Source organism: Mycobacterium sp. 1274761.0 (genome assembly GCF_001668615.1).
Taxonomy (GTDB): domain Bacteria; phylum Actinomycetota; class Actinomycetes; order Mycobacteriales; family Mycobacteriaceae; genus Mycobacterium.
The window spans coordinates 1-25,817 of the sequence record NZ_LZMC01000100.1 but is presented as its reverse complement, the minus strand read 5'-3'; the positions used below and the strand labels follow the sequence as shown (position 1 = coordinate 25,817).

Sequence of the window (25,817 nt, the reverse complement as noted above, 5' to 3'; positions counted from 1 at the left end):
CACGAAGCGCGGCACACAGCGCCACTGTCGCCGCGACACTGATGGAATGACGTGTGTGGGCGATAACCCGCCGCGAGAACCGTCGACGCGATAGAAAGCTAGCTATGCCGGGTATTGCCGAACTCGCTTTGGGCGCAGCGCCGATCGCCGGGGGCGCCTTGTTGGGGGCCGCCGCGGGCAGCTTCAAGGGTCCCGACGTGCGCGGCCTGATCGCCAAGGACATGGACCTTCTCGAGCGGATCCCAGAGTCTCAGCCGGACTTGAGAGCTCGGCTAAAGGCCAGCATCGACGAGCGCATCAAGGACTTGATCGAGACGACGGAAAAGAGCCGGGCGCTGCGCCAGGCCGCACTCTCCTACAGCGGCAACTGGCGCGACGTCGTCGTGCTCATTGCAGCCGTTCTATTCACGATCGTCTGGTGGAATGTCGACCACGCCAGATCCAACTGGCTGGTGATGTTCATCATCATGATCATTTTGTCGGTGATAGCGGCCATCTATGCGGGGCGTGGTCTTGCGCGTGCGATAGGCGGATTCCTGCACCGCAACAACCGCGACGAGGCGCCGCCGAAAAATCAGTAGTGGTAGGTATCCGACGGCGCCGGGATGTGCGCGGCGTCATCGACATCGTCGAAGTCCGACGGCTCGATGCCGTAGGCGCGGGCCAGGTCGAGGATCTTGTTGGCGCGCGCAATGCGCGGTAGATCCGACCCGTTGCGGATCTCGCCGCCATCGCGCTCGAACTCGAGAAAAAACTCTTTGGCCCAGTTGATTTCGTCCAACGACGGCGACAGCCCCTCATTTACTGTCGCGCACTGATCGGGCGTCAGGCAGATCTTGCCGGTCATGCCGAACTCGGCGGACACCGCCGTCGCCTCGCTCAGTTTCAAGGCGCTGGAGCCAACGGTCGGGCCGTCGATTGCGCTCGGCAGATGTGCGGCCTTGGCAGCGATCGTGAACCGTGACCGCGCGTACGCCAGCGTCGTCGGGTTGTCGCCGAAGCCGGTGTCGCGGCGGAAGTCGCCGATGCCGAAAGCCAACCGGAAAGTGCCTTTCGCCGCGGCGATCTCGGTGATGCGCTCCAAGCCGCGAGCGGTCTCCACGAGCGCGACGATCGGTACGTTCGGCAGACGCTTGGCCGTCTCGGTGACGTGGTCGACACCCTCGACCATCGCCAGCATCACTCCGCCGACCGACGTCCCCGCGAGCATGTCGAGGTCGTCCTGCCACCACTGGGTGCCGAAGCCGTTGACGCGTACCCAGTCGCTGTTGCCCTCGCTGAGCCACCTGATCACGTTTTTGCGCGCGGCGACCTTGTCCTTGGGTGCGACGGCATCCTCGATGTCGAGGACGACGATGTCGGCGCGTGACCGAGCGGCCGGCGCGAACCGTTCGAACTGCGCGCCATTGACGAGCAGCCAACTCCTGGCGAGCACGGGACTGATCCGCGACCCGACCTCGGTGTCGTCGTGGGCAGTGCTGGCCTCGTGATCCACGCGAATATCGTCGCGCACTGCGGCCACCAGGCCAAGGGCGGGGGTGGTCAGGGTAGGGCCGCGAAGAGCTTCGAAAGCGCGGCCCAGTGCCGGTCGGCAGCCGCCTTGTCGTAGGGCGGATTGTCCGGAACCGCGAAGCCGTGACCCGCCGGATAGATCTCGACCATGTGCTCGACCCCTGCCGCCGTCAGCGCTTTGTCCAGGGTTTCAGCGTGCTCGGCAGTGAAGCTGGCGTCGTTCTCGGCGCCGGCGACGTAGACGGTGGCGTCGATCTTGTCGGCCAGCAAGTGGGGGCTGTTGGGGTCGTCGGTGACCAGGCCGCCGCCGTGGAAGGAGCCCGCGGCGCCGACGCGGTCGGGGTGTCGACCGGCGACGATGATCGCGGTCCGGCCGCCCATGCAGTAGCCGAACACGCCGAACCGCGAGCCCTTGACCTCCGGCCGAGAATCCAGAAAGTCGAAGAAGGCGCCGGCGTCGGCGGCGATCATGTCCGGTGTCAGCGACTTGACCATGCCCATCAGCCGGGTGCGTTCCTGCTGGTCGGTGAACGCGGTCTGCATGTCGAACGGCGCCCAGTCGCCGTGGCGGTAGTAGACGTCGGGCAGCAGGACGGCGTAGCCGTAGCCGGCCATTCTCTCGGCCATCTCGGACATGGTGTCGCGCACGCCGCCGGCGTCGACGTACATCACCAGGCCGGGCCATGGACCGGCGCTGCCGGGGAGGTACAGGGCGGCGGCACAGGTGGCGTCAGGTGTGGGGATGGAAACTTCGACTTTGCGGACACTCGCCATCGTTCCGTTCTACGCCACGGGTCTGGACGTAAGCTGGGCAACGTGCCGATCGCGACGCCATACGAGGATCTCTTGCGCGAGGTATTGCAGCGCGGTACGCCCAAATCCGACCGCACCGGCACCGGCACGCGAAGCCTCTTCGGCCACCAACTGCGCTACGACCTGTCGGCCGGCTTTCCGCTGATCACCACCAAGAAGGTGCACCTGAAATCGGTGGTCTACGAGCTGCTGTGGTTCCTTCGCGGTGACTCGAACGTGCGCTGGCTGCAGGAACGCGGCGTCACGATTTGGGACGAATGGGCGAGCGACACAGGCGATCTCGGACCGGTGTACGGCGTGCAGTGGCGGTCGTGGCCGACGCCCTCGGGTGAGCACATCGACCAGATCAGCGCTGCGCTGGAGTTGCTGAAGTCCGATCCGGACTCCCGGCGCAACATCGTCTCGGCGTGGAACGTCGGCGAGATTCCGCAGATGGCACTACCGCCGTGCCACGCGTTCTTCCAGTTCTATGTCGCCGACGGGCGGCTTTCCTGCCAGCTCTATCAGCGCAGCGCCGACCTCTTCCTGGGGGTGCCGTTCAACATCGCCAGTTATGCGCTGCTGACCCACATGATGGCCGCACAGGCTGGCCTCGACGTCGGCGACTTCATCTGGACCGGCGGGGATTGCCACATCTATGACAATCACGTCGAGCAGGTCACGCTGCAGCTGAGCCGCGAGCCGCGGCCATACCCGGAACTTGTTCTGGCGCCGCGGGATTCGATTTTCGACTACACGTATGACGATGTCGTCATAAAGAATTACGACCCGCATCCGGCGATCAAGGCACCCGTCGCCGTATGAGGCCTGCTTGCAGGGCCGAATCATGAGTGAGCGCCTGGGCCTGATCTGGGCCCAGTCGCCCTCCGGTGTGATCGGCCGTGCGGGCGGCATTCCGTGGCGGCTGCCCGAGGATCAAGCCCGCTTCAAAGAGCTCACCATGGGTCACACGGTGGTGATGGGGCGGCTGACGTGGGAATCGCTGCCGGCGAAGGTGCGCCCGCTGCCGGGACGCAGAAATGTCGTAGTGACGCGGCAAGCTGACTACATGGCAGAGGGAGCGACGGTGGTGGGCGGCCTGGACGAGGCGCTCACCGACGACGAAACATGGGTGATCGGCGGCGAGAAGATCTACGCACTGGCGCTGCCGGCGGCGACGCGCTGCGAGGTCACCGAGGTCGAGGTTGACCTGCGGCGCGAAGACGGCGACGCCGTCGCGCCGGTTCTCGACGAATCGTGGGTCGGAACCACGGGGGAATGGCTGACCAGCAGCTCCGGCGTGCGCTACCGGTACCACACCTACCTCCGGGCATGACCACGCTGACCGCCGCGCAGGCCCGGCGGGTGGGGATCGCAGCGCAGGGCCTTCACGAGCCTCCGCCGCGCGGCGCAGTGAATCGTGCGCACCTGCGCCGGCTGATTTCACGGATCCAGGTGTTGCAGCTGGATTCTGTATCGGTGGCGGTGCGGGCGCACTATGCGCCGGTGTTCAGCCGCCTCGGTTCGTACGACCGCGACGTGGTGGACAAGGCCGCGTGGAGCCACAGCGCGCGGTCGCCGCGGCTGCTCGTCGAGTATTGGGCGCACGAGGCCGCGCTGATGTCGGTCGACGACTGGCCGCTGCTGCGGTGGCGGATGCGGGAGTACACCGGCGGCCGGTGGGGCCGCGAGATCGTCAAGAAGAACGCGCGGCTGGCCGACGACATTGTGGCTGCCGTCGCCGCGCTCGGGCCGTCGACCGCAGGGCAGATCGAAGCGCACCTCGGCGCGGCGCAGCGCGGCAGGAAGGGGCCGTGGTGGGACCGCAGCGTCACCAAGTGGGTGACCGAAGCGTTGTTCGCCGCCGGGGTGCTGACGACGGCCACGCGGGTGGGCTTCGCGCGGCACTACGACCTGGTGGAGAACGTGCTGCCGCCGGAGGTGCTCGCGCGCGAGGTGGACGACGACGAAGCCATGCGGGAACTGACGTTGCGGGCGGCCGGTGCGCTCGGGGTGGGGACGGAAGCCGACATCCGCGACTACTTCCGATTGGGTGCCGCGCAAGCCAAGCCCGCGATTGCAAAGCTGGTGGCAGACGGAGAGTTGGAACCGGTTGCGGTAGAAGGATGGTCGACGCCTGCGTATCTGCGAGTCGGACAGGTCGTGCCGCGCGTTGAGCGGGGGACAGCGCTGCTGTGCCCGTTTGATCCACTGATCTGGTTCCGGCCGCGCGTCGAGCGGATGTTCGGTTTCCGGTATCGGATCGAGATTTATACACCAGCGGCAAAGCGCGAATTCGGTTACTACGTATGGCCTTTTCTGCTCGACGGCCAGCTGGTCGGCCGGGTCGATTTGAAGGCGGAGCGTTCTAGCGATGCGCTGAATGTCGTCGGCGCGTTTACCGAAGAAGGTAAGGATTCACGGCGGGTCGCGACGGCGTTGGCCCAGGAGTTGCGGTCGATGGCGGCGTGGCTGGGGCTGGGCGACGTAACAGTCGGCGAGAGAGGCGATTTGGTGGCGGGACTGCGTCGCGCTTTGACGTGACCTGGGCCGACTGTGCGGTTTCGGATGATTTCTTGGCCTTTTTCATCACAAAACGCACGGTCGTGCTTTCGTAGTGTGGCGAAATCGGCTACAACCGCCCCGGAATACGCTGCTCAGGATTTCATCCGGAGCCGGCACGCGTACGCGCTTTATCAGCGGGGCTGGTTACTCGATGACGTCGCGCCTTGTCGGAAAAGCGACCGGTGCGCGTCCGTGAGGCCTGCTGAACCGGGCATCCGGCCGCCCGGCTACCTCGCAGCATTAGCAGGTAACTATCAGCTTCGCGCGTCCAACGCGGGGGTATTCGCCTCGCAGCGGCGCAAGCCGGTCGGTCACCGAGGAGAGATGTCATGTTGCACAGCCTCGTTCTTGCCTCCACGCAGCAGCCAGAGGCCGCCGGATTCATCCTCAGAGGAATCAAGGGACTTTTCGTTGCGATCGGAAGCATCATTGCCGCGATCGTGTGCGCCGTCATCGCCGGCGCCAAGGGCCGCAGTGCCATCGGGTGGGGCATCTTGGGGCTGTTTTTCTCAATCCTGACCCTCATCGTCGTCATCGTCATCCCCTCGAAGAGGCGCTGACCAGGCGAGCGACACCGCGGTGGTCCCCAGCGGATTGGCAGCCGCTTTGTCTCGTGGTTCTCAGCTTCACGGTGTTGTCTCCAAGCCCAATACGCAAGTGCCCTGCTCGAGGGGAGCGAGGGAGAGCCGGAGGGGGACAATGCGATGGAGACGGTCAAGCAGCCACGTGTGAGATTGCTGGTCGCCGGGCTGGTGGCAGGCGCAACCCTGGCAGTCGGAGCGGTTGCCGTCGCGGTAACACAGCAGCAGGCAGGAACTAACACAGCGGGGACGATGAATATGGGCCCGACTGCGCCTACGACGACGCCGCCGACGACGCTACCGACCGCAAAGGCAACCCCAGGCTTGAAAGCGACCCGCCCCCACGGCTTCTGAGACTCGGCTGACCACAGATCAACCCCATGGGCACATGGCGGACCCCATTGCACCAAAATGAGTCAGTTGAACGGGATGGTGTTGTCGGCCTTGGTGCTCTGATACTGCGCCGACAGCGCCGCATAGGCCTCTCGGATGCGCCTGTCCTGCTGGCGCAGTTTGGTGCGCAGCGGTTCGGCCTCCGTCTCCACCAGCGCGCCCAGTGAGTACGCCGTCCAGAAGGCGTTCTTGCGCCGGTAAGCACCGTCCTCGACGCCGAAAACCTCTCTGAGGATCTTCAGGTCGTGCGGGATGCCGAAGGCGTCGCGGGAGTCCTCGTAGGTGAAGAAGTAGTAGAAGTTGTCGAAACCGCACCACGTGATGGCCGACAGGCACAGCGGGCACGGTTCGTGAGTCGACAGAAAAACCAGGTCGCGGGTCGAGGGTCGGGCGGGTCGGGCGTAGAACTGATTCAGCGTGCTGATTTCGCCGTGCAGCAGCGGATTGTCGGTCTCCGCGTTGGTGCCAGCGACCACCACCGAGAAGTCGGACTTGCGCAGCAACGCCGCGCCGAAGATCTTGTTGCCCGCGGCCACGCCGCGTTCCGTCACGGGCAGAATGGTGTGCTCCATGACATTGAGAAGCCGGGATGCGACGGTGTCTCCTCCCATCGGCCCAGCGTAGCCGGGCTAACCGGCCATCTGAGTGCGCAACACTGCAAAGGTTTCATAACAAGCTCGCGTTAGGGTGAGCCGTGGCCGAGACCGCTTCATTGCGCGTGCAGCTAGTCGCCAAGACCGAGTTCTTGGCGCCACCCGACGTGCCGTGGAGCACCGACGCCGACGGCGGACCCGCCCTTGTGGAATTCGCCGGACGGGCCTGCTACCAGAGCTGGGCCAAGCCGAATCCGCGGACCGCGACCAACGCCGGCTACCTGCGACACATCATCGACGTCGGGCATTTCTCGGTGCTCGAGCACGCCACGGTGTCCTTCTACATCACCGGGATCTCGCGCTCATGCACCCACGAGCTGATCCGTCACCGCCACTTCTCCTACTCGCAGTTGTCGCAGCGCTACGTGCCGGAACACGATTCGCAGGTGGTGGTGCCGCCAGGGCTGGAGGACGATGCCGAGCTGCAGGAGATCTTCGCCGCGGCCGCCGACGCCAGCCGCGCGACCTACACCGAGCTATTGACCAGGCTCGAAGCGAAGTTCGCCGACCAGCCCAACGCATCGCTGCGCCGCAAACAGGCACGTCAGGCGGCCCGCGCTGTGCTGCCGAATGCGACCGAAACCAGGATCGTCGTGACCGGCAATTACCGGGCCTGGCGGCATTTCATCGCGATGCGGGCCAGCGAGCAGGCCGACGTCGAGATCCGCAGGCTGGCGATCGCGTGCCTGCGGCAGTTGGTGGATGTCGCTCCACAGGCATTTTCTGACTTCGAGATCGCCACCCTGGCCGACCGCACCGAGGTTGCCACGTCCCCGCTGGCGACGGAAGCCTAAGGGTAATCTTGGTGGTCGTGAGCACCAGCGGAATCGATGTGACGGCCCAGTTGGGCACCGTGCTGACCGCGATGGTGACGCCCTTCAAGCCCGACGGTTCCCTCGACACCGACGCCGCCGCCAGGCTGGCGACCCACTTGATCGACGCCGGCTGCGACGGCCTGGTGCTATCGGGCACCACCGGCGAGTCGCCGACGACCACCGACGACGAGAAGCTGGCACTGCTGCGGGCGGTGCTCGAGGCCGTCGGCGACCGCGCCCGCATCATCACCGGCGCAGGTACCTACGACACCGCGCACAGCGTCCACCTCGCCAAGGCGTGCCAGGCCGAGGGGGCACACGGCCTGCTCGTCGTGACCCCGTACTACTCGCGTCCGTCGCAGGCCGGGCTGGCCGCTCACTTCACCGCGGTTGCCGATGCGGTCTCGGTGCCGATCCTGCTCTACGACATTCCGGTGCGCTCGTGCATCCCGATCGAGTGGGACACCATCCGCGCGCTGGCCGCACACCCGAACATCGTCGGCGTTAAAGACGCCAAGGGCGACCTGAACGACGCCGGGGTGATCATCGCCGAGACCGGACTGGCCTACTACTCCGGTGACGACGCCCTCAACCTGCCGTGGCTCGCGATGGGTGCGGTCGGATTCATCAGCGTCTGGGGCCACGTCGCCGCCAGTCAGCTACGAGAAATGTTGTCGGCGTTCACTTCCGGCGACGTCGCCACCGCCCGCAAGATCAATGTGACGCTCGCTCCGCTGGCCGACGCACAGACGCGGCTCGGCGGTGTCACGATGTCGAAGGAGGGGCTGAGGCTGCAGGGGATCGATGTCGGCAATCCCAGGCTGCCGCAGGTGCCCGCCACGCCCGATGAGATCGAAACACTGGCCGCCGACATGCGGGCCGCCACGGTACTTCGGTAGTGGACGCGGAGCTTAAACCGCCGGGACCGCTGGTCCCAGGGGGGCTGCGGGTCACAGCGCTGGGCGGCATCAGCGAAATCGGCCGTAACATGACGGTTTTCGAGCATCTCGGCCGGCTGCTGATCGTCGACTGCGGAGTGCTGTTCCCCGGACACGACGAGCCCGGCGTCGACCTGATTCTGCCCGACCTGCGCCTGGTCGAGGACCGGCTCGACGATGTCGAAGCCCTGGTTCTGACCCACGCGCACGAGGATCACATCGGCGCCATCCCGTTTCTGCTCAAGCTGCGGCCCGATATCCCGCTGGTCGGCTCGAAATTCACGCTCGCACTGGTGGCGGAGAAATGCCGCGAACACCGCATCAAGCCGAAATTTATTGAAGTCGCTGCGGGGCAACGGAGTACGCACGGCGTATTCGAGTGCCAGTACTTCCACGTTAACCACTCGATCCCGGGTTGCCTGGCGATCGCGATCCACACCGGTGGGGGGACCGTGTTACACACCGGCGACATCAAGCTCGACCAGCTGCCACTGGACGACAAACCCACCGACCTGCCGGGTATGTCGCGACTCGGCGACGGCGGCGTCGACCTGTTTCTCTGCGACTCAACCAATTCCGAGATCCCCGGCGTCGGGCCGTCGGAGAGCGAGGTCGGCCCGACGCTGCACCGGCTCATCCGCGGAGCGGAGGGCCGCGTCATCGTGGCGTGCTTTGCCTCCAACGTCGACCGCGTGCAGCAGATCATCGATGCCGCCGTGTCGTTGGGCCGGCGGGTGTCGTTCGTGGGCCGTTCCATGGTGCGCAACATGGGCATTGCGCGTGAATTGGGCTATCTGCGTGTCGATGACGATGATCTGATCGATATCGGCGCAGCCGAGATGATGGCGCCGGAACGGGTCGTGCTGATCACGACTGGCACGCAGGGCGAGCCGATGTCGGCGCTGTCGCGGATGTCGCGCGGCGAGCACCGCAGCATCACCCTGACGCGGGGTGATCTGATCGTGCTCTCTTCGTCGCTGATTCCCGGCAATGAAGAAGCGGTGTACGGGGTGATGGACGCGCTGGCGAAGATCGGCGCCCGCGTCGTCACCAACCAGCAGGCACGCGTTCACGTTTCGGGTCATGCCTATTCCGGCGAGCTGCTGTTCCTCTACAACGGTGTGCGGCCGCGCAACGTCATGCCGGTGCATGGAACGTGGCGGATGCTACGGGCCAACGCCGCGCTGGCCGCCCGATCCGGCGTCGATCCTGACGGGATCGTGTTGGCGGAGAACGGCGTCAGCGTCGACCTGGTGTCGGGCAGGGCGAGCATCGCGGGGGCGGTGCCGACCGGGAAGATGTTCGTCGACGGGTTGATCACCGGTGATGTCGGCGAGTCGACGCTGGGTGAACGGCTCACCCTCTCCTCGGGATTCGTCGCGGTTACTGTCGTCGTCCACCGTGGCACCGGACGCACCGCCGCACCCGCGCATCTGCACGCGCGCGGCTTCTCCGAAGACCCGAAGGCGCTCGAGCCCGTCGCGCTGAAAGTCGAGGAGGAGCTGGAAGCCCTTGCCGCCGAACGTGTCACGGACGTCGCCCGTATTGCCCAGGCCGTGCGCCGGACCGTCGGCAAATGGGTTGGCGAGACCTATCGTCGCCAACCCATGATCGTGCCGACGGTCATCGAGATCTAGCGGTCAGGGGCCAGAGGTCAGCGCTTGACGCAGTACGCCGTCCACTCCAGGTCGGACGCGCCCAGGTCGCGCCCCGTCGGCTCGATGTAGTTACGCCGGTAGTAGTCGGGACCGGCCTGGTCGACGAGCCCCCAACCGTACGAGCCGACGAATGCCTCCACCTCGGCGGGGTCCAGGCCGTATTTCCACACCTGCTGTCGCTGCCGGAAGCGTTTGTAAAGCACCTGCGCGCCGTACATGTTCGACCCGTCGATGAAATCCCTTCGGACAAAGGTGAACACCAACCGGCTGTCCGCAGCGGCGTCCTGCAGTGCGGTGAGTGTGGTACGCACGGCGTCCTCGGTCAGATACTGCGTGACGCCCTCCCAGATGAAGAACGTGCGTGCGTCGGTTCGGTAGCCGTGCCTGCTCAACGTGACGATCAGCTCGTCGCGCTCGAAGTCCACCGGCACGAGGTGTAGCGACGAGGGTACCGCACCGATCGCCCGACGCACCGCGGCCGTCTTCCGCTCGATGTTGACGGGAAGATCGACTTCGAAGACCGGGATGTCGGATCGGCGTGCAAGCCGGCATCCCCGGGTGTCAAGGCCCGCGCCCAGAATGACGACGGCATCAATGTCCGGCAGCGCCTGGTCCAGCCGGTCGTCGATGAAGCGCTTGCGGCATGTGATGAGCGTCCACGAGCCGGGCACCGTGCGCTCGCTCGCCCACACGGTCAGGCGGCGCAGCAGCGGCCACCGCATCGCACGCACGAGCGCGCGTTGGCGTGCGGGCAGCATCGAGGCGGCGAGGTCGTCGAACACCAGGCGGCGGTCGGCCGGTTCGTATTGCTCGATCGCGGCCTGCACCATGGGGCCGAAGGCCGTCTGCGCGGCGGCATTTCGCGCCATCAGCGCTTGACCACCGCGCCGGCGTCCACCGGCAGCGTCACACCTGTGACATAACGGGCCGCGTCCGATACCAACCACGCCACGGCGTTGGCGACGTCTTCAGCCTCGACAACGGGCACCGGCAGCGCGTTTCCACCGGCGCGAGAACCCATGCGCTGCAGCCAGTCTCGGACGTAGTCGTTGTCGATCATCGGCGTGTTGACACCAGTCGGATGGACCGAGTTCACCCGGATGCTGTGCTCTGCAAGGACATTCGCATACTGCCGCATCAACCCGACGATGCCGTGCTTGGCCGCGGTGTAGCCAAGGCTGCCTGGATCGGAGCTGGTCATCGCCACCAGACCCGCGACGGAACTGATCAGCACGATCGACCCGCCGCGGCCTTGCTCGACCAGGGTCGGCACTGACACCTCGACGGTGTTGTAGGTGCCGGTCAGGTTGACGTCGATGACGTCGCGCCAGCCGGCGTCGCCGGTTTCCATCGGCGCGATGCCGGCGTTGGCGATGACGATGTCGAGCCTGCCGAACTCGTCCAACCCGGCCTGCAGCGCTGTCTGGAGGTCGTCGCGGTCGCGAACATCGGCTTGTCGCGCGACGATTCGCGCGCCGGTGTCTTCGACGAGCTTGACGGTCTGCGCCAGATCGTGGGGTGTCGCCATTCGATAGGGCACCGAGGCGATCTGGTCACAGATGTCGACAGCGATGACGTCGGCGCCTTCGGCTGCCAGCCGTATTGCCTCCGCCCGCCCCTGACCGCGGGCGGCGCCGGTGATGAAGGCGACCTTGCCGGCGAGCGTCGTCATCAGTGTTTTTGCTTCCTCGCGCGAGCGCTCGTCAGGGCCGCAGTTGGGCCTTGGCCGGGTCGCCGCCGACGACGGTCTGCAACAGCTTGATATCGGGTGCGCCGTCGAGATGCTCGCCGATCGCGCCGAAGAACTCCGCGACGGCCGGGGCCTTACTGTGCGCCTGCAGCGCATCGCCGTCGGCCCATTGCTCGACGAAGATGAACGTCCCGTCTTCGGCCTCATGTAGGGAATACAGGTCGCAGCCGGGCTCCTCGTGGACCGCTGCGAGCGCTTTCTTGCCCGCCTCGCGCACCGTTTCGACGGACTCGGATTTGGCCTTCAGGGTGGCGACGACGACAACTGGCATGGCTGCGGACTCCTCGATGAGTGAAAAGCGGTCAATTGAGCACCTTACTGAAGTCGGCCTAACTAAATTTCGTCACCCAACTGTGACCCGTGTGGCTGATGGTGAATTTGGGGCCGCAGCGACTAGGCTGGAGATCATGCCAAGTAAGACCGCTGCGCGCTCCGGAGGCCGTTCGAGCAGGTCAAAGGCCGGTTCGCGGTCCGGAGCCCGCTCGGCGAAGCCCGCTGCACGCCGCAAGCCAGCCAAACGCCGCAGCCCGTCACCCGTCCCCGCGGCAGGGTTGGCCATCGGACGCGGCGCCCGCGCCGGGTGGCTGATGCTGGCCAGGGGAGCCGGTTCGACGGCCCGATCGGTGGGACGCGCGCGGGAGATCGACGCCGGACACCGCCGCGACGGGATCGCGCTGGCGCTGCTGGGGGTCGCGGTCATCATCGTGGCCAGCTCGTGGTTCGACGCCGCCCGGCCGGTGGGCGGATGGATCGACAATTCCCTGCGCGTGCTGATCGGGTCGGCCGTGGTGCTGTTGCCGATCGCACTGATCGCGATCGCGGTCATCCTCATGCGGACCGAGCCGGACCCTGACGCCCGTCCCCGGCTGATTCTCGGGGCGGCGATGATCACCCTGCCCGCGCTTGGTCTGTGGCACCTGTGGGCCGGCTCGCCGGTCAACCCTGCCGACCGACAGCACGCCGCCGGGTTCGTCGGCTTCGCCATCGGTGGCCCCCTGGCCGAGGGCCTGACCCAGTGGATCGCGGCGCCGCTGCTGTTCATCGGTGTGCTGTTCGGCGTGCTGCTGGTCACCGGCACCACGATCCGCGAGGTGCCCGACACGCTGCGCGACATGTTCAGCACGCGGTGGCGCGACGACGAAGAGTTCTATGACGACGAATTCGACGGCTACGCCGAGGCTGGGCCCGAGGACTTCTCCGACGGCTACTACGACGACCCGTCCGCCTACGGCGACGAGGGGCAGGCCTGGCCTTCTTCCGGAGCCGCAGCGGCGGCGACATTCAACGGCGGCACGCCGATGGAGAACTACCCGCTCGACGACGAGGCACCCACGATCCCTGAGCCGACGCGTGCGGCCAAGCGCAAGAAAGCCAAGCCAGCAAAGCAGGTGGCCGACCGCGTCGTCGAGGGACCCTACAACCTGCCGTCGCTGGAATTGCTGCAGAAGGGCGATCCGCCGAAGCGGCGCTCAGCTGCCAATGACCATACGGCAGAAGCGATTTCGGAGGTGCTGCAGCAGTTCAAGGTGAACGCCGCTGTCACCGGCTGCACGCGTGGGCCGACCGTCACCCGGTACGAGGTTGAGCTCGGGCCGGGGGTGAAGGTCGAGAAGATCACCCAGCTGCAGAAGAACATCGCCTATGCGGTGGCGACCGAGAGCGTGCGGATGCTCGCGCCGATCCCGGGTAAGTCAGCCGTCGGCATCGAGGTGCCCAACACCGACCGGGAAATGGTGCGTCTTGCCGACGTGCTGACCGATCCATCGACCCGCAGCGACCACCATCCGTTGGTGATCGCGCTCGGCAAAGACATTGAGGGCGAGTACATTTCGTGGAACCTTGCGAAGATGCCGCACCTGTTGGTGGCCGGTTCCACCGGTTCTGGTAAGTCCAGCTTCGTCAACTCGATGCTGGTGTCGCTGCTGGCGCGCGCCACTCCCGAAGAGGTCAGGATGATCCTGATCGATCCGAAGATGGTGGAATTGACGCCCTACGAAGGCATTCCGCACCTGATCACGCCCATCGTCACGCAACCCAAGAAGGCGGCAGCGGCGCTGACGTGGCTGGTCGAGGAGATGGAGCAGCGCTACCAAGACATGCAGGCGTCGCGGGTGCGCCACATCGATGACTTCAACGCCAAGGTGCGATCAGGAGAAATCACGGCGCCGCTGGGAAGCCAGCGCGAATACCGGCCGTATCCGTACATCGTGGCGATCGTCGACGAGTTGGCCGACCTGATGATGACGGCGCCGCGCGATGTCGAAGACGCCGTCGTTCGAATCACCCAGAAGGCCCGCGCCGCAGGCATCCATCTGGTGCTGGCGACACAGCGGCCGTCGGTCGACGTGGTCACCGGCCTCATCAAGACCAACGTGCCGTCGCGGTTGGCGTTTGCGACATCGTCGCTGACCGACAGCCGCGTGATCCTCGACCAGCAGGGCGCCGAGAAGCTGATCGGCATGGGCGACGGCCTGTTCATCCCGATGGGCGCCAACAAGCCGATCCGGCTGCAGGGCGCCTACGTCTCCGATGACGAGATCCATGCCGTCGTCAACGCCTGCAAGGACCAGGCCGAGCCCGAATACACCGAAGGCGTCACGGCGGCCAAACCCAACAGTGAGCGCACCGACGTCGACCCCGACATCGGCGACGACATGGACGTCTTCCTGCAGGCCGTCGAGCTCGTGGTGTCCAGCCAGTTCGGCTCCACGTCGATGCTGCAGCGCAAGTTGCGGGTGGGCTTCGCCAAGGCCGGCCGCCTGATGGACCTCATGGAGACCCGCGGGATCGTCGGCCCCAGCGAGGGTTCCAAGGCGCGCGAGGTGCTGGTCAAGCCCGACGAGTTGGCCGCGACGCTGGCGTCGATCCGTGGCATCGATGCGCGCGGCGACAACGAGTAGCGCCGGTTTGGGCGTGAAAGGGTCTAGAGCGTCAACAGCATTCGCGTGTTGCCGAGGATGTTGGGCTTGACGTAGGACAGGTCGAGGAACTCGGCCACGCCCGTGTCATACGAGCGGCACATTTCCTCGTAGACCTCCGCCGTCACCGGCGTGCCTTCGATTTCGACGAAACCGTGCTTGCTGAAGAATTCGGTTTCGAACGTGAGCACGAAGATGCGCTGCAGGTGCAGTTCGCGGGCCACGTCCAGCAGCCGGTCGACGATCAGGTGGCCGACGCCTCGGCCCTTGACGCTCGGATGCACGGCCACCGTGCGCACCTCGCCGAGGTCGGCCCACAGCACGTGCAGCGCCCCGCAGCCGATGAGTTCGCCGTCGCGTTCGGCGACCCAGAATTCCTGGACGGCCTCATAGAGGGTCACCAGGTTCTTCTCCAGCAGGATGCGGCCGGAGTAGATGTCGACGAGCGCCTTGATCGCGGGCACATCCGACGTCGTGGCGCGGCGCACCACGAGCCCGTCGGCCCGCGAACAGTCGCCATCGCTCACAGGTGCGAGGGTATCGGTTCGAGCAACCGATATTCTGTGGCGGTGTCGGGCCAACCTCACACCGATCCGGTGATTCCTCGCGCAAAGGTCGCGAACATCGCCAACCTGCTCACCGGCGTGCGGCTGGTCCTGGTCCCGGTTTTCCTGATAGCGCTGTTCGCCGGCGACGGTCATGAAACCCCCTGGCGCGTCGCCGCTTTCGTCATCTTCGCGGTCGCGGTGATCACAGACCGGTTCGACGGTGCACTGGCTCGCAGCTACGGAATCGAAACCGACTTCGGCCGGCTGGCCGACCCTATCGCCGACAAGACGCTGATCGGCGCGGCACTGATCAGCCTGGCCATGCTCGGCGAGCTGCCGTGGTGGGTGACGGTGGTGATCCTGGTGCGCGAGATTGGGATCACCGTGCTGCGCTTTGTCGTGCTGCGCCACGGCGTCATTCCAGCCAGCCGCGGCGGCAAGCTCAAGACCCTCGTTCAGGCCGTGGCGATCGGACTTTTCGTCCTGCCACTGTCGGGCCCGTGGCTGACAGGAGCTTGGGTCGTGATGATCGCCGCGATCGTGTTGACCGTGCTCACCGGCGTCGACTACGTGGTGTCGGCAATCCGCGATTGGCGAGGACGGGTCGCAGGTCAGTGACGGTGTGGGAGGGGCGGGGCCAGAAAATCGCGCCAATCGTGCCGGTCCGGGAACCACCCGGCAACCCGCGGCGTTGCTCTAGTACGCCCAAGCGAAGGAGAGCACGATGGCGACATTGCTGCGCGAGGTGATCGGCGACGTGCTGCGTCGTGCCCGCACTGATCAGGGCCGTACCCTGCGCGAGGTGTCCGATGCCGCGCGGGTGAGCCTGGGTTACCTGTCCGAGGTCGAGCGTGGCCGCAAGGAGGCCTCGAGCGAACTGCTCAGCGCCATTTGCGGCGCCCTGGATGTGCCGCTGTCGCAGGTGCTGTCCGACGCCGGCGACGAGATGGCGCAGGAGGAGCGCAAGGCGCTCGCCGCCCCGTCGGCGAGCGCGGCGAACATCGATGCCACCACCAAGGTCGTCATTCCACACGCCGTTTCGATGGCGGTCGCGTAGCTGTTCTGATCTGCGCAGAACCGATAGGTTGGCTCCTAGAGGCAGACGGAAGCACGTTCTCGAACACGAAGGTGGAATGAACCCATGGCCAATCCGTTCGTCAAGGGGTGGCGCTACTTGATGGCGCTGTTCAGCTCGAAGGTCGACGAGTACGCCGACCCGAAGGTGCAGATCCAGCAGGCCATCGAGGAGGCCCAGCGGCAGCATCAGGCGCTCACGCAGCAAGCCGCCCAGGTCATCGGCAACCAGCGTCAGCTCGAGATGCGGCTCAACCGCCAACTCGCCGACATCGAGAAGCTGCAGGTCAACGTTCGCCAGGCGCTGACGCTGGCCGACCAGGCGACCGCCAACGGTGATGCCGCCAAGGCCACCGAATACAACAACGCCGCCGAGGCCTTCGCCGCGCAGCTGGTGACCGCCGAGCAGAGCGTCGAGGACCTCAAGGTGCTTCACGACCAGGCGCTTCAGGCCGCCGGTCAGGCGAAGAAGGCCGTCGAGCAGAACGCGATGATGCTTCAGCAGAAGATCGCCGAGCGCACCAAGCTGCTGTCCCAGCTCGAGCAGGCCAAGATGCAGGAGCAGGTCAGCGCGTCACTGCAGTCGATGAGCGAGCTGGCCGCCCCCGGCAACACCCCCAGCCTCGACGAGGTCCGGCAGAAGATCGAGCGCCGCTACGCCAACGCGATGGGCGCCGCCGAGCTGGCGCAGAACTCGGTGCAGGGCCGCATGCTCGAGGTGCAGCAGGCCAGCGTGCAGATGGCCGGGCATTCACGGCTGGAGCAAATCCGGGCCTCGATGCGCGGCGAGGCCCTGCCGTCCGGAGGGGCAGCAGGGACGTCGGCGCCAGCCGCGCCTGCGTCCCCGGTGTCTAGGCCGGAGGCCACTCCCGAGAATCCGCTCGGCCAGTAGTTGGTTCGTGAGGTGGAGCAGTGAAGCAGCGCTCGACAGCCGGCCGACCGGAGGCCTGGCGGTCATTGCTGCAGCGCGGAATCGACACCGCCGCTGAGCTGTCCGACGTGCTGGCGCAGAAGCTGAGTGCAGCGGCCGACCCCCGCGCCAAGCAGCTGCGGAAGCGCAAGTGGGCGCTGCGGCTTGCGCTGTTTTTCACCGCGGGATGTCTCTTCTTCGTCTTCGTGACAGCCGTGCTTGCCTCGTGGCACACCCCGGCGTGGGCACTGTTCATTCCCGCGCCGATCGCCGTCGGTGCGGGCTTCCTCGCCACGCTCTCGTTCCTGCGCTACCGCTGGTTGCGTGGGGAGCCGCTGCCGCCGCAGCGGTCGCGGGCTACCCGCCGGCTGCCGCCGTGGGGTTCGGCGGCGCGGCAGCCGATGGCCGCGCTGGCCGCCTCCGAGCGGGGGCTGTTCTCGTTGATCAGCGTGATCGAGCGGGGCAGGATGCTGCCCGCGGCAGAGTTGCGCGAGCTCGTCGCTGTGGCCAACCAGTCGGCCGCGACCATGGCGGCGACCGCCGACGAGGTCGTGTCGATGGAGCGGGCGGCAGCCAACGCCCCGCAGTCGCGGGCCTATCTGTCCCCGACGATCGCGGCGTTCACTGCGCAGCTGGATAACGGCGCACGCCAGTACAACGACATGGTCACCGCTGCAGCGCAACTGGTGTCGGCGGCCAGCCAATCCGATGGTGCGGGGCACATGCCGCAGCAGCGCTACCGCGCCGAACTGGTCAACGCCACCGACCGGCTGACCGGATGGGCGAAGGCGTTCGAGGAACTCGGTCAGCTCAAGCGCGCGTGAGTTAGAACGTGGGGCGCAGCGGCGGGATCGCGACGCCGAGCAGGCCGCGCACGGTTCCCTTCAGCACATCCCACACGTCGAAGTAGTCGCGCCACAGCGTGATTCGGCCGCCGTGCACCTCGAAGACTCCGCAGACCCAGAATTGCGCGCGGATTGGGCCGAAGGTCAGCGCGTCGGTGCGTTCGGTCAGCACCGCGTTGCCTTCCGTCGCGACCCGGTGGAACTTCACGTCGAAGCCGAGCCAGCTCGGTTGGCTTCGGAAGAGTTTCGTGATGCGTCGCCGGCCGCGAATAGTCGGGTAGCCGACGTTCTGCCACTCGATGTCGTCGGCCATCAACGAGTCGACGGTGTCGTAGTCTTCATCGGCCATGGCGTAGAGGAACGTCTCCACTGTGCGGGCATTGGCCGTGGTGTCCAGTTCGGATGACGTCATGCCTAGAGCGTAGTGCCGCAGGGCTGTGGCAGGGTAGCCGCATGCGCGTCGCCGTGGTCGCCGGACCCGATCCCGGACACGCGTTTCCCGCGTTGGCGCTGTGCCTGCGGTTCCTGGCCGCCGGCGATGCTCCGACGCTGCTCACCGGCACCGAATGGCTCGGCACCGCCCGGTCGGTCGGGGTGGACGCCGTCGAGCTCGTCGGGCTCGATCCCACCGAGCTCGACGACGACAGCGACGCGGGGGCCAAGATCCATCAACGCGCGGCGCGGATGGCGGTGCTCAACGTGCCGGTGCTGCGGGAGCTGGCACCCGATCTGGTGGTCTCCGACGTCATCACCGCCTGCGGCGGAATGGCCGCCGAGCTGCTCGGAATTCCATGGATCGAGCTGAATCCGGCGCCGCTGTACCGGCCATCGAAGGGCCTGCCGCCGCTGGGCAGCGGGCTGGCGCCCGGTGTTGGCATCCGCGGCAAGCTCCGCGACGCCGTGCTGCGGGCGCTGACCGCGCGGGCCTGGCGGGCCGGCATCCAGCAGCGCTCCGCGGTGAGGGTCGAAATCGGTTTGCCCGCAACCGATCCCGGACCGTTACGGCGATTGATCGCCACGTTGCCTGCGCTGGAAGTGCCGCGCCCCGACTGGCCGGAGGAGGCCGTCATCGTCGGGCCGTTGCACTTCGAACCGACGACCGACGTGCTGGAGATCCCGCCGGGGGACGGCCCGGTCGTCGTCGTCGCGCCTTCGACCGCCGTGACCGGCGCGCGTGGCCTGACCGAAGTCGCGCTGGAAACCCTGCGCCCGGGTGAGGCGCTGCCGCACGGCTCACGGGTCGTGGTGTCGCGTCTCGGCGGTGACGACCTCGAGGTGCCGCCGTGGGCGGTGGTGGGCCTCGGCCGTCAGGACGAACTGCTGTCGCACGCCGACCTGGTGATCTGCGGCGGCGGCCACGGCATGGTGTCCAAGACGCTGATGGCCGGGGTGCCGATGGTCGTGGTGCCCGGCGGCGGCGATCAGTGGGAGATCGCCAATCGCCTTGTGCGGCAGGGGAGTGCACGCCTCATCCGGCCACTGGAGCCCGCCGCCTTGGTGGCGGCGGTCACCGAAGTGTTGTCTTCACCGCGGTACGCCGCGGCCGCCAGGCGCGCCGGGGCCACCGCAGCCGATGTGGCAGACCCGGTCCGGGTGTGCCACGAGGCGCTCGTGTCGTCGGCTTAGCTGTTACGCCCGCTGAGCGCGTCGCGCAGGCGGTCGATCAAGCCCATGCCCGGACCCAGGATCTTGTTGGCCGGCGGCTCGTCCGGCGCCGAGGGGTGGGGCCGCGTGGGCGCCATCTTCTTGGCGCTTGCGAATTTCTCCCCGAGCTCGGCCAACTCCTGGCGATCGCACACCTCACGAAGTTTCGGAAGGAGGTCGCCTTCTTCGTCTGCGATGTGGTGCCGGATGTCTTTGATCAATTCGCCGACCAGCTTGTCGAACCCCGCGTCCTCGGCTTCGGTCTTCTCGATCTTCTTCATGATCTCTTCGGCTTCGGCGTGCTCGTGCAACTCGTGGTCGACGAGCTTGTCGCCGTCGGGTAACGCCTTGCGGGCGGCCGGGTAGAGGTACATCTCTTCGCCGACCGAGTGGCGCACCAGTTCGGTGATCACGTGCTCGACGAGCTGGCGCCGCTGATCCGGATTACGGTTGCTCTCAAGCTCTTTGAATATCTCCTCCACCTCACGGTGGTCGGTGACGATGTCGTCGATGATGTCGGCGGGTGTTGCTGTCATGGCATTTACCTTGGGCTGGAGGTGTGATTACGACCAAGGGGATACCCCGCCGATGCCCGATGACACCGGCGGATGCCGGTAGTTTGGACGATGTGCGTCTGACCGAATTCAACGAGCTTGTCGAGGGTCGGTTCGGCCCCGTGCGTGGGCAGTCGCTGCTGCTCGACCACGTGCTCACCGATCTCGGCGGACGCACAGCCGCACAGGCCATCGAGGACGGCGTCGAGCCGCGTGACGTCTGGCGGGCACTGTGCGCCGACTTCGATGTCCCTCGCGATCAATGGTGACGGGCTAGCGCTTGTCCTCGCCGCGGCCGGTGCCGGCGGTGTGAGCCGGGCCCACCGCGTCGTCGTCGGTGTCGGACTCCGACCCGCGCGAAGCAGGCTGCTCGTCAGCGGGTGACGCCGTTGTTCCGCCGGATGTCTGCCCCGGCGCGGGTGATTTGTATTCAGGATCACCGGTCGGTCCTGTCGCGCCACCCGTCCTGGCGCCTTGGGCTTCGGTGAAGCCTGAATCGGCCTCTGCTTTTCGGCCCTCGTATGGCGGAAGGGCGGCCTCGACGTCGCGCGGTGGTTCGTTGGTGAACTTGGTCTCGAATCCAGGGTCACTTTCTTCGCCGTGAGTGGGCACCGATTCGTCGCCCTGGTAGGTGCCCGAGGGACGATCTTCGCCGCCTGATGGCTTGTCTGATCCCGTGTCACGGGTCCCTGGTTCCGGGTCTCCGGCGAAGCGGTCTTGTGGGCTGCTCATGAGTTCTCCTTGGAGCCGCCGCACGCCTGGCGGCGACCTAGAGGTGGCGCATCCGTCGTCGGCGGCCAAAGCCGATCATGGCGCCGTTGTATCTAATGGACATATTCGGCGGCATTAACCTCGCTGACCCAGCAACTGAGCCGTCTCGCGGTGCAGCCTGCCGAAGTTGTAGTAAGCGGCGCAAGCGCCTTCGGGAGAAACCATGCACGTGCCAATCGGCGTCTCGGGGGTGCATGCGGTGCCGAACACCTTGCATTCCCAGGGCTTTATGACGCCCTTGAGGACCTCTCCGCATTGGCATGCCTTGGGGTCTGCGACCCTCACTCCGGGCATGTCGAACTTCAGCTCTGCGTCGAAGTCGGCATAGTCACGGTGGATCTTCAGCGCACTCTGTGAGATGAAGCCCAGCCCCCGCCACTCGAAGTGCGGGCGCAACTCGAAGGTTTCGGCCATCAGCTTGAGCGCTTGCGTATTGCCTTCTGGACGCACGACCCTCGTGTATTGGTTTTCCACCTCACAACGCCCAGTTCTGATTTGTCGCAGCAACATGTGTACCGAGGCCAGGATGTCGAGCGGTTCGAATCCCGCGACCACCATTGGCTTTCCATATACGTTCGGCACGAACCGGTATGGGCGCAGACCCACCACTGTGGATACATGCCCGGGCCCGAGAAAGCCGGAAAGCCTCAGATCCGGTGATTCGAGGATGGCCTTGATCGGCGGAACTATGGTCACGTGGTTGCAGAAGATGCTGAAATTGCCGACGCCGAGCGCGCGGGCACGAACCAGTGTCACGGCGGTCGACGGTGCCGTGGTTTCGAAGCCGACGGCGAAGAAGACGACATGTCGATCGGGGTTGTCGACAGCGATCTTCAGTGCGTCGAGCGGGGAGTAGACAAAGCGCACGTCGGCGCCGCGAGCCTTGGCCTCGATGAGGTTGCCCTCGGAGCCGGGCACCCTCATCATGTCGCCGAACGTGGTGAAGATGACGTTCGGCTGTTCGGAGAGCCACATCGCGTCGTCGACGCGTCCCATCGGAATAACACACACCGGGCAGCCCGGTCCGTGGACAAGCTCGACTGACTTCGGCAGCAGATGCTCGATTCCGTGCCGGTAGATGGTATGGGTGTGGCCCCCACACACTTCCATGAACTTGAACTCGTCACCGGCCGCGAGTTCGGTGATCGACTTGACCAGCGCGCGTGCGGCGGCGGGGTCACGGAATTCGTCGACGAATCTCATATCAAGCCTTTCAAGCGATTTCAGACGAGTTGAAGGACTCGATCTCGTTGAGGTAATCGGCGCCCATCTTCTGCACCTGATCGAGTGTCAGCGTTGCCTCGCGCTCGTCGATCTTGGCCATCGCGAACCCGACGTGCACCAGCACCCAGTCGCCCACCTGCAGGTTGTCGTCGGCGAGCAGGCGCACACTGATGTTTCGTCGGACGCCGTTGACGTCGACCTTGGCCAGCGATTGTTCGGCGTCGACGATGTCGACCACCTGGCCGGGAATTCCCAGACACATCGTCGGTCTCCTTTCAGCAGATTCGGGGTAGTGGGTCCCCGACCAGCATGTCGACGATTCGACTGCCCCCGAAGGAAGTTCGCAGCGCGACGATGCCGTGCGGCTCGGGCATGATCTCGCCCACGACGGTCGCCCTGACACCTTGCGGGTGTGACTGCATCGCCGCCACGGCGGCCTCGGCCTCATCGGCCGCAACGACGGCAATGAACTTCCCTTCGTTGGCGACGTACAGCGGGTCGATGCCGAGCATGTCGCATGCACCCAGCACCTGCGGCAGCACCGGCAGGCTCTGCTCGTCCAGAACAAGGGCGAACGAGGAATCCTTGACCAGTTCGTTGCAGACGGTTCCGACGCCACCGCGGGTCACGTCACGCATCCACCGGGTTGACGGCGCAGCTTCCAGCAGCAGCTCGACCAGTTCATGGACCGGCGCAGTGTCGGAGGCGATGTCGGCGTCGATGGCCAGGTCGCCGCGCGCGAGCATGACCGCCATCCCGTGTTCGCCGATCGTGCCGGACACCACGACCTTGTCACCCGGCTGCACACGATCACGCGATAGCCGTCGAACCTCGGGAATCACGCCCACACCCGCGGTCGTGATGTACAGCCCGTCAGCCGCGCCCCTTCCGACGACCTTGGTGTCACCGGTGACGATCTGCACGCCTGCTTTGGCGGCGGCCTCGCTCATGTCCGCGACGATCTCGCGCAACTCCGAGATCGGGAATCCCTCCTCGATGACGAAGGCCGCCGAAATCCATTGCGGCCGTGCGCCCGACACCGCGAGGTCATTGATCGTTCCGTGGACGGCGACGTGGCCGATGGAGCCCCCGGGGAAACGCCGCGGCGAAACTACGAAGGAGTCGGTGGAGAACGCGAGCCGGTCGCCGGACGGCGTCCGCAACGCGGCGGCGTCGTTCAGCTGTTCGAGTTCGTCGTTGCGGAATGCCTCGAGGAACACCGAGTCGACGAGGGCGGCCGACGACTTGCCGCCCGCGCCGTGTGCCAGAGTCACCACGTCGTCGAGCAGCCGGGGGCGGCGCTGACGGAATTTGTCGATGCGCGCCAGCACACGGTCTTCGCGTTCGGCGGCGGTCATGGCGTTGGTTGTCATGAGGTGTTCGCTCCATTGCGTGGACGGGACAGTTGTTCCTGGACGACTGTCCATAGCCGAAAGCCGAGCATGGCGTGGCTCTCCTGGATGCGGTGGATGCTCTGGCTGTGCACCGTGAAGCAGTAGGCGAGGTCCTCGGCGACCGCCATTCGCCCACCGTCGTGGCCGGAGAAACCGATTGTCAGCAGCCCGCGCCGCTTGGCCTCCGTGATGGCAGCCATCAGGTCTTCTGAGTTGCCCGACGTCGACAGTGCTATCGCGACATCGCGGTCGCGGGCGTGGGCAATGATCTGACGTTTGAAGATCAGGTCGAAGCCGACGTCGTTGCCCAGGGCTGTCACCACCGCTTCGTCGGCTGCAAGTGACCACGCCGCCACTGCGCGGCCGCGTGCCGGGCGGCTGAACAGCGATGCCAACGTCGCCGCATCGGTTGAGCTGCCCCCGTTGCCCAGCGTGTAGAGTCGGCCGCCGCGCAGGAACCGCTCGGCCATCTCGCTACCCGCGGCGGCCAGCGCCGGCCCATATTCGTTCAGCGATTCTCGTTGCAGACGCGCGCTTTCGGCGGCCTTGCCCCTGGCTGATGCTGCGAGGTCGTCGAGGAGGCTGCGGGCGTCGGTTTCCTCCGACTCGATGAACGGATAGAGGAAGCCGGTTGTTTCGGTGCTCTCACTGCTGGGCGTGGTCATCGGTTCACCTCCTCGGTGTTGTGACGTGCAATCGCGGTGCCCGCGTGCACCAGCACAAGATCGTTGGGCGCGACGTCGCCCAGAACGGTGACATCGACCCATTCCTCGCCCTCGGCAGTGCGAACGAGGGCCTGGCCCAAGGGATCTGCGGACTCGAGGATCACTTCGCCGAGCCGTCCTTCGTCGCTGCACGTCACACACACGTGGTCCGCGGATTCGTCAAGAGCGGGTTTCAGTAGGCCGGGATGTTCGAAGCAGACGTGGGTGAGCTCCCACAACAGGTGATACATCAGGACGAAGCGCCCGGTGGCCGGGACCATGGGATCGTACGAGTCGACCCAGAGAATGTGGTCGGCCGCGCCGGCCGGTGGCCGCGGGCCGGACCCGATCCAAAGTGTCCGCGCACCCCAGGCGGGTGCTCGTCGCATCGCGTCGACGGCGGCCGGTTCGTCGGCCGACGCCACCGCCATCAGCAGGTCACCCGGCTGGGCGGCGACGCGGGCCTGGGCCACTGGGTCGGGTTCGACGAGCGCCACCGACGGCAGCGCTCGTTTGCCCACGATCACGGGATGGACGAATTCGACCGCGACATGATGGGCGTGTGGTTCCCACTGCGGCGAGATCACCCACAGTGTCGCGCCGTCGTGAAAGTGGCGTGCGAGGTCCAACGCCGCCGCAGCCAAGTCGGCCGACAGGTTGGCGTCGATACAGCCCGAATCTGAAGTAACCGTCATTCTTTTCGCTCCTCCCGGTCGGTGTTCACCAGGTTCAGCGTGGTCCGCGTCGCGTCGGCCAGCGCTGCGCATTCGTCATCGGTGAGGACCCCGCAGGCCCATTCCCAGTGGGCCGCAACCACCTCGCCCGGGGTGGGTCGCCCGATCAGCGCGACGCCGTTCTTGCTCCACCGCACCTGCTCGAGCCGTGGCTCGCCGAGTCCTAGGGTGCCATCGCTGAATGTCAGCGGGCGCGCCGTGACGGTCGCGTGCTCGTCGTCGACGGACTCCACGGCGCCCCAACGGATTCGGCAGTCCTGCAACACTTTCAGCGCGATGGTCGGTTCACGGTCGAGGAACCGCACCCAGGGATACACCACGAAGACGTGGAAGCTGTGGTGGGCCAACGCCCCTTGGGGCCGAGCCAGGTGACCGAGCAGCCCCGTCGCCTGGCCGGTGAATGCGCGGCGCAGCGTCTGCACCAACGCTGTGGCATCGACGCGGTCCAGCAGCGGCCCACCGATCCAGTAGCTGCGGACGACCTCAACGTCCAGCGGATCCGGTATGCCTGCCGCTTCGGCGATCGTGTGCAGATACGGCCACGCGCCGTCGAACTCCTTGGCGTTGTCGGCCACTTCGGAGGGATTGTCGCCGCGCAACAGCACCTCTGAGTCGGCAGGTCCGCAGTAGCCCAGCTCGTTCGGGGGAAAGGCGTAGCGCGCGAACATCGTGTATCCGGCAGGCAGCTTGTGTTCGTGGAGTGCGGTCATGGCTATCCCGCTGTCCCGACAAGCAGTTGCCCGAGCGCGATGCCGCCGTCGTTGGGTGGCACATGTCGATGGGTGATCACCGAAAGGCCCGTGGCCCGTAAACCGTCGAGCACCAGGCGCAACAGCAGGG

The 25,817-nt window shown here is 66.2% G+C and carries 31 protein-coding genes; 15 read left to right on the top strand and 16 right to left on the bottom strand.

Annotated features, from left to right (window positions below; genetic code table 11):
• The first annotated feature begins 104 nt into the window (after positions 1-104).
• A complete protein-coding gene (locus A5651_RS20135; RefSeq protein WP_066984979.1) occupies positions 105-581 on the top strand; it encodes a hypothetical protein in 477 nt (158 codons plus the stop codon).
• Here the strand turns inward: A5651_RS20135 and A5651_RS20130 are convergent.
• A complete protein-coding gene (locus A5651_RS20130) occupies positions 575-1,495 on the bottom strand; it encodes a CoA ester lyase (RefSeq protein ID WP_066985074.1) in 921 nt (306 codons plus the stop codon). The two genes, A5651_RS20135 and A5651_RS20130, sit on opposite strands and share 7 nt — an antisense overlap.
• 47 nt (positions 1,496-1,542) lie before the next feature.
• Complete coding sequence (locus tag A5651_RS20125; protein WP_066984977.1) at positions 1,543-2,286, bottom strand: dienelactone hydrolase family protein; 744 nt, start codon at positions 2,284-2,286, stop codon at positions 1,543-1,545.
• Between the two features lie 42 nt (positions 2,287-2,328).
• On the opposite strand from A5651_RS20125, the gene A5651_RS20120 reads away from it, so the two are divergent.
• From A5651_RS20120 to A5651_RS20105, 4 genes are all read left to right on the top strand, one after another.
• Entirely contained in the window at positions 2,329-3,129 is an 801-nt protein-coding gene (locus tag A5651_RS20120; protein ID WP_066984976.1) for a thymidylate synthase, read from the top strand.
• A 22-nt stretch (positions 3,130-3,151) separates the two neighbouring features.
• A complete protein-coding gene (locus A5651_RS20115; RefSeq protein ID WP_066984973.1) occupies positions 3,152-3,640 on the top strand; it encodes a dihydrofolate reductase in 489 nt (162 codons plus the stop codon).
• Entirely contained in the window at positions 3,637-4,848 is a 1,212-nt protein-coding gene (locus A5651_RS20110; protein WP_066984970.1) for a winged helix-turn-helix domain-containing protein, read from the top strand. The genes A5651_RS20115 and A5651_RS20110 overlap by 4 nt, the downstream gene beginning before the upstream one ends.
• 350 nt (positions 4,849-5,198) lie before the next feature.
• Positions 5,199-5,429: a deoxyribodipyrimidine photolyase gene (locus A5651_RS20105; RefSeq protein ID WP_066984967.1), complete on the top strand. Its 231-nt coding sequence runs from the start codon at positions 5,199-5,201 to the stop codon at positions 5,427-5,429.
• A 437-nt stretch (positions 5,430-5,866) separates the two neighbouring features.
• Here the strand turns inward: A5651_RS20105 and A5651_RS20100 are convergent, their stop codons facing one another.
• Positions 5,867-6,454: a nucleoside deaminase gene (locus A5651_RS20100; RefSeq protein ID WP_066984965.1), complete on the bottom strand. Its 588-nt coding sequence runs from the start codon at positions 6,452-6,454 to the stop codon at positions 5,867-5,869.
• An 83-nt stretch (positions 6,455-6,537) separates the two neighbouring features.
• Here A5651_RS20100 and thyX point away from each other — a divergent pair, with 83 nt between their 5' ends.
• From thyX to A5651_RS20085, 3 genes are read left to right on the top strand one after another with little or no spacing between them, the layout of a single operon-like run.
• The gene (thyX, locus tag A5651_RS20095; RefSeq protein WP_066984963.1) at positions 6,538-7,290 is read left to right on the top strand and encodes an FAD-dependent thymidylate synthase; all 753 of its coding nucleotides are present in this window, start codon (positions 6,538-6,540) and stop codon (positions 7,288-7,290) included.
• Positions 7,291-7,307: 17 nt separating this feature from the next.
• On the top strand, positions 7,308-8,210 hold the full coding sequence (gene dapA / locus A5651_RS20090) for a 4-hydroxy-tetrahydrodipicolinate synthase (protein WP_066985071.1): 903 nt from the start codon (positions 7,308-7,310) through the stop codon (positions 8,208-8,210).
• Positions 8,210-9,886, top strand: coding sequence for a ribonuclease J (locus A5651_RS20085; protein ID WP_066984954.1), 1,677 nt, complete (start codon positions 8,210-8,212; stop codon positions 9,884-9,886). Before dapA ends, A5651_RS20085 begins: the two co-directional genes overlap by 1 nt.
• Positions 9,887-9,903: 17 nt before the next feature.
• On the opposite strand, the gene A5651_RS20080 is transcribed toward A5651_RS20085, so the two are convergent.
• Genes A5651_RS20080 through A5651_RS20070 form a run of 3 tightly spaced genes read right to left on the bottom strand, consistent with a single transcriptional unit; the run spans position 9,904 to position 11,928 of the window.
• Positions 9,904-10,776 carry an SAM-dependent methyltransferase gene (locus A5651_RS20080; protein ID WP_066984952.1) on the bottom strand — a complete coding sequence of 291 codons (873 nt, stop codon included), beginning with the start codon at positions 10,774-10,776 and terminating at the stop codon, positions 9,904-9,906.
• Entirely contained in the window at positions 10,776-11,579 is an 804-nt protein-coding gene (locus A5651_RS20075) for a mycofactocin-coupled SDR family oxidoreductase (RefSeq protein WP_066984946.1), read from the bottom strand. The genes A5651_RS20080 and A5651_RS20075 overlap by 1 nt, the downstream gene beginning before the upstream one ends.
• A gap of 31 nt (positions 11,580-11,610) precedes the next feature.
• Entirely contained in the window at positions 11,611-11,928 is a 318-nt protein-coding gene (locus A5651_RS20070; protein ID WP_066984943.1) for a putative quinol monooxygenase, read from the bottom strand.
• A gap of 136 nt (positions 11,929-12,064) precedes the next feature.
• On the opposite strand from A5651_RS20070, the gene A5651_RS20065 reads away from it, so the two are divergent.
• Complete coding sequence (locus A5651_RS20065; RefSeq protein WP_231988758.1) at positions 12,065-14,557, top strand: DNA translocase FtsK; 2,493 nt, start codon at positions 12,065-12,067, stop codon at positions 14,555-14,557.
• A 23-nt stretch (positions 14,558-14,580) separates the two neighbouring features.
• Here A5651_RS20065 and A5651_RS20060 read toward each other — a convergent pair whose 3' ends face one another.
• Positions 14,581-15,066, bottom strand: a complete 486-nt coding sequence (locus A5651_RS20060) for an amino-acid N-acetyltransferase (RefSeq protein ID WP_197496705.1) — start codon at positions 15,064-15,066, stop codon at positions 14,581-14,583.
• A gap of 78 nt (positions 15,067-15,144) precedes the next feature.
• On the opposite strand from A5651_RS20060, the gene pgsA reads away from it, so the two are divergent.
• The 4 genes from pgsA to A5651_RS20040 all read left to right on the top strand — a co-directional run bounded on the left by pgsA (position 15,145) and on the right by A5651_RS20040 (position 17,931).
• Positions 15,145-15,741: a CDP-diacylglycerol--glycerol-3-phosphate 3-phosphatidyltransferase gene (pgsA, locus tag A5651_RS20055; RefSeq protein ID WP_066985065.1), complete on the top strand. Its 597-nt coding sequence runs from the start codon at positions 15,145-15,147 to the stop codon at positions 15,739-15,741.
• A 106-nt stretch (positions 15,742-15,847) separates the two neighbouring features.
• On the top strand, positions 15,848-16,180 hold the full coding sequence (gene clgR / locus A5651_RS20050) for a transcriptional regulator ClgR (protein WP_066984937.1): 333 nt from the start codon (positions 15,848-15,850) through the stop codon (positions 16,178-16,180).
• A gap of 84 nt (positions 16,181-16,264) precedes the next feature.
• Positions 16,265-17,089 (top strand): phage shock protein PspA, encoded by an 825-nt coding sequence (pspA, locus tag A5651_RS20045; RefSeq protein ID WP_066984934.1) that lies wholly within the window; start codon positions 16,265-16,267, stop codon positions 17,087-17,089.
• A 20-nt stretch (positions 17,090-17,109) separates the two neighbouring features.
• The gene (locus A5651_RS20040; protein WP_066984931.1) at positions 17,110-17,931 is read left to right on the top strand and encodes a hypothetical protein; all 822 of its coding nucleotides are present in this window, start codon (positions 17,110-17,112) and stop codon (positions 17,929-17,931) included.
• Between the two features lies 1 nt (position 17,932).
• Here the strand turns inward: A5651_RS20040 and A5651_RS20035 are convergent, their stop codons facing one another.
• A complete protein-coding gene (locus A5651_RS20035) occupies positions 17,933-18,364 on the bottom strand; it encodes a limonene-1,2-epoxide hydrolase family protein (protein ID WP_066984928.1) in 432 nt (143 codons plus the stop codon).
• A 41-nt stretch (positions 18,365-18,405) separates the two neighbouring features.
• On the opposite strand from A5651_RS20035, the gene A5651_RS20030 reads away from it, so the two are divergent.
• On the top strand, positions 18,406-19,578 hold the full coding sequence (locus A5651_RS20030; RefSeq protein ID WP_066984924.1) for a glycosyltransferase: 1,173 nt from the start codon (positions 18,406-18,408) through the stop codon (positions 19,576-19,578).
• Here A5651_RS20030 and A5651_RS20025 read toward each other — a convergent pair.
• Positions 19,575-20,132, bottom strand: coding sequence for a hemerythrin domain-containing protein (locus A5651_RS20025; protein WP_066984921.1), 558 nt, complete (start codon positions 20,130-20,132; stop codon positions 19,575-19,577). The genes A5651_RS20030 and A5651_RS20025 overlap by 4 nt on opposite strands.
• A 92-nt stretch (positions 20,133-20,224) precedes the next feature.
• Between A5651_RS20025 and A5651_RS20020 the strand changes: the two genes are divergently transcribed.
• Entirely contained in the window at positions 20,225-20,419 is a 195-nt protein-coding gene (locus A5651_RS20020; RefSeq protein WP_066985062.1) for a DUF3046 domain-containing protein, read from the top strand.
• 4 nt (positions 20,420-20,423) lie between these two features.
• On the opposite strand, the gene A5651_RS20015 is transcribed toward A5651_RS20020, so the two are convergent.
• From A5651_RS20015 to A5651_RS19985, 7 genes are all read right to left on the bottom strand, one after another.
• Positions 20,424-20,882, bottom strand: coding sequence for a hypothetical protein (locus A5651_RS20015; protein ID WP_066984918.1), 459 nt, complete (start codon positions 20,880-20,882; stop codon positions 20,424-20,426).
• Between the two features lie 114 nt (positions 20,883-20,996).
• Positions 20,997-22,124, bottom strand: coding sequence for a hydrogenase formation protein HypD (gene hypD / locus A5651_RS20010; protein ID WP_066984916.1), 1,128 nt, complete (start codon positions 22,122-22,124; stop codon positions 20,997-20,999).
• A gap of 10 nt (positions 22,125-22,134) precedes the next feature.
• Positions 22,135-22,407, bottom strand: coding sequence for a HypC/HybG/HupF family hydrogenase formation chaperone (locus A5651_RS20005; RefSeq protein WP_066984913.1), 273 nt, complete (start codon positions 22,405-22,407; stop codon positions 22,135-22,137).
• 13 nt (positions 22,408-22,420) lie between these two features.
• Entirely contained in the window at positions 22,421-23,518 is a 1,098-nt protein-coding gene (gene hypE / locus A5651_RS20000) for a hydrogenase expression/formation protein HypE (RefSeq protein WP_082943872.1), read from the bottom strand.
• The gene (locus A5651_RS19995; protein WP_066984911.1) at positions 23,515-24,204 is read right to left on the bottom strand and encodes an SIS domain-containing protein; all 690 of its coding nucleotides are present in this window, start codon (positions 24,202-24,204) and stop codon (positions 23,515-23,517) included. Before A5651_RS19995 ends, hypE begins: the two co-directional genes overlap by 4 nt.
• Positions 24,201-24,938, bottom strand: a complete 738-nt coding sequence (locus A5651_RS19990; RefSeq protein WP_066984908.1) for a hydrogenase assembly protein HupF — start codon at positions 24,936-24,938, stop codon at positions 24,201-24,203. Before A5651_RS19990 ends, A5651_RS19995 begins: the two co-directional genes overlap by 4 nt.
• Positions 24,935-25,687, bottom strand: a complete 753-nt coding sequence (locus A5651_RS19985) for a DUF6390 family protein (RefSeq protein WP_066984905.1) — start codon at positions 25,685-25,687, stop codon at positions 24,935-24,937. The genes A5651_RS19990 and A5651_RS19985 overlap by 4 nt, the downstream gene beginning before the upstream one ends.
• Positions 25,688-25,817: the final 130 nt, after the last annotated feature.

Bases quoted from the DNA above. Each gene is read 5' to 3' on its own strand.
- A5651_RS20135 (WP_066984979.1), top strand. From the start codon at position 105: ATGCCGGGTATTGCCGAACTCGCTTTGGGCGCAGCGCCGATCGCCGGG.
- A5651_RS20125 (WP_066984977.1), bottom strand. From the start codon at position 2,286: ATGGCGAGTGTCCGCAAAGTCGAAGTTTCCATCCCCACACCTGACGCC.
- A5651_RS20115 (WP_066984973.1), top strand. From the start codon at position 3,152: ATGAGTGAGCGCCTGGGCCTGATCTGGGCCCAGTCGCCCTCCGGTGTG.
- A5651_RS20110 (WP_066984970.1), top strand. From the start codon at position 3,637: ATGACCACGCTGACCGCCGCGCAGGCCCGGCGGGTGGGGATCGCAGCG.
- A5651_RS20105 (WP_066984967.1), top strand. From the start codon at position 5,199: ATGTTGCACAGCCTCGTTCTTGCCTCCACGCAGCAGCCAGAGGCCGCC.
- A5651_RS20100 (WP_066984965.1), bottom strand. From the start codon at position 6,454: ATGGGAGGAGACACCGTCGCATCCCGGCTTCTCAATGTCATGGAGCAC.
- A5651_RS20080 (WP_066984952.1), bottom strand. From the start codon at position 10,776: ATGGCGCGAAATGCCGCCGCGCAGACGGCCTTCGGCCCCATGGTGCAG.
- A5651_RS20075 (WP_066984946.1), bottom strand. From the start codon at position 11,579: ATGACGACGCTCGCCGGCAAGGTCGCCTTCATCACCGGCGCCGCCCGC.
- A5651_RS20070 (WP_066984943.1), bottom strand. From the start codon at position 11,928: ATGCCAGTTGTCGTCGTCGCCACCCTGAAGGCCAAATCCGAGTCCGTC.
- A5651_RS20065 (WP_231988758.1), top strand. From the start codon at position 12,065: ATGCCAAGTAAGACCGCTGCGCGCTCCGGAGGCCGTTCGAGCAGGTCA.
- clgR (WP_066984937.1), top strand. From the start codon at position 15,848: ATGGCGACATTGCTGCGCGAGGTGATCGGCGACGTGCTGCGTCGTGCC.
- pspA (WP_066984934.1), top strand. From the start codon at position 16,265: ATGGCCAATCCGTTCGTCAAGGGGTGGCGCTACTTGATGGCGCTGTTC.
- A5651_RS20035 (WP_066984928.1), bottom strand. From the start codon at position 18,364: ATGACGTCATCCGAACTGGACACCACGGCCAATGCCCGCACAGTGGAG.
- A5651_RS20030 (WP_066984924.1), top strand. From the start codon at position 18,406: ATGCGCGTCGCCGTGGTCGCCGGACCCGATCCCGGACACGCGTTTCCC.
- A5651_RS20025 (WP_066984921.1), bottom strand. From the start codon at position 20,132: ATGACAGCAACACCCGCCGACATCATCGACGACATCGTCACCGACCAC.
- A5651_RS20015 (WP_066984918.1), bottom strand. From the start codon at position 20,882: ATGAGCAGCCCACAAGACCGCTTCGCCGGAGACCCGGAACCAGGGACC.
- hypD (WP_066984916.1), bottom strand. From the start codon at position 22,124: ATGAGATTCGTCGACGAATTCCGTGACCCCGCCGCCGCACGCGCGCTG.
- A5651_RS20005 (WP_066984913.1), bottom strand. From the start codon at position 22,407: ATGTGTCTGGGAATTCCCGGCCAGGTGGTCGACATCGTCGACGCCGAA.
- hypE (WP_082943872.1), bottom strand. From the start codon at position 23,518: ATGACAACCAACGCCATGACCGCCGCCGAACGCGAAGACCGTGTGCTG.
- A5651_RS19995 (WP_066984911.1), bottom strand. From the start codon at position 24,204: ATGACCACGCCCAGCAGTGAGAGCACCGAAACAACCGGCTTCCTCTAT.
- A5651_RS19990 (WP_066984908.1), bottom strand. From the start codon at position 24,938: ATGACGGTTACTTCAGATTCGGGCTGTATCGACGCCAACCTGTCGGCC.
- A5651_RS19985 (WP_066984905.1), bottom strand. From the start codon at position 25,687: ATGACCGCACTCCACGAACACAAGCTGCCTGCCGGATACACGATGTTC.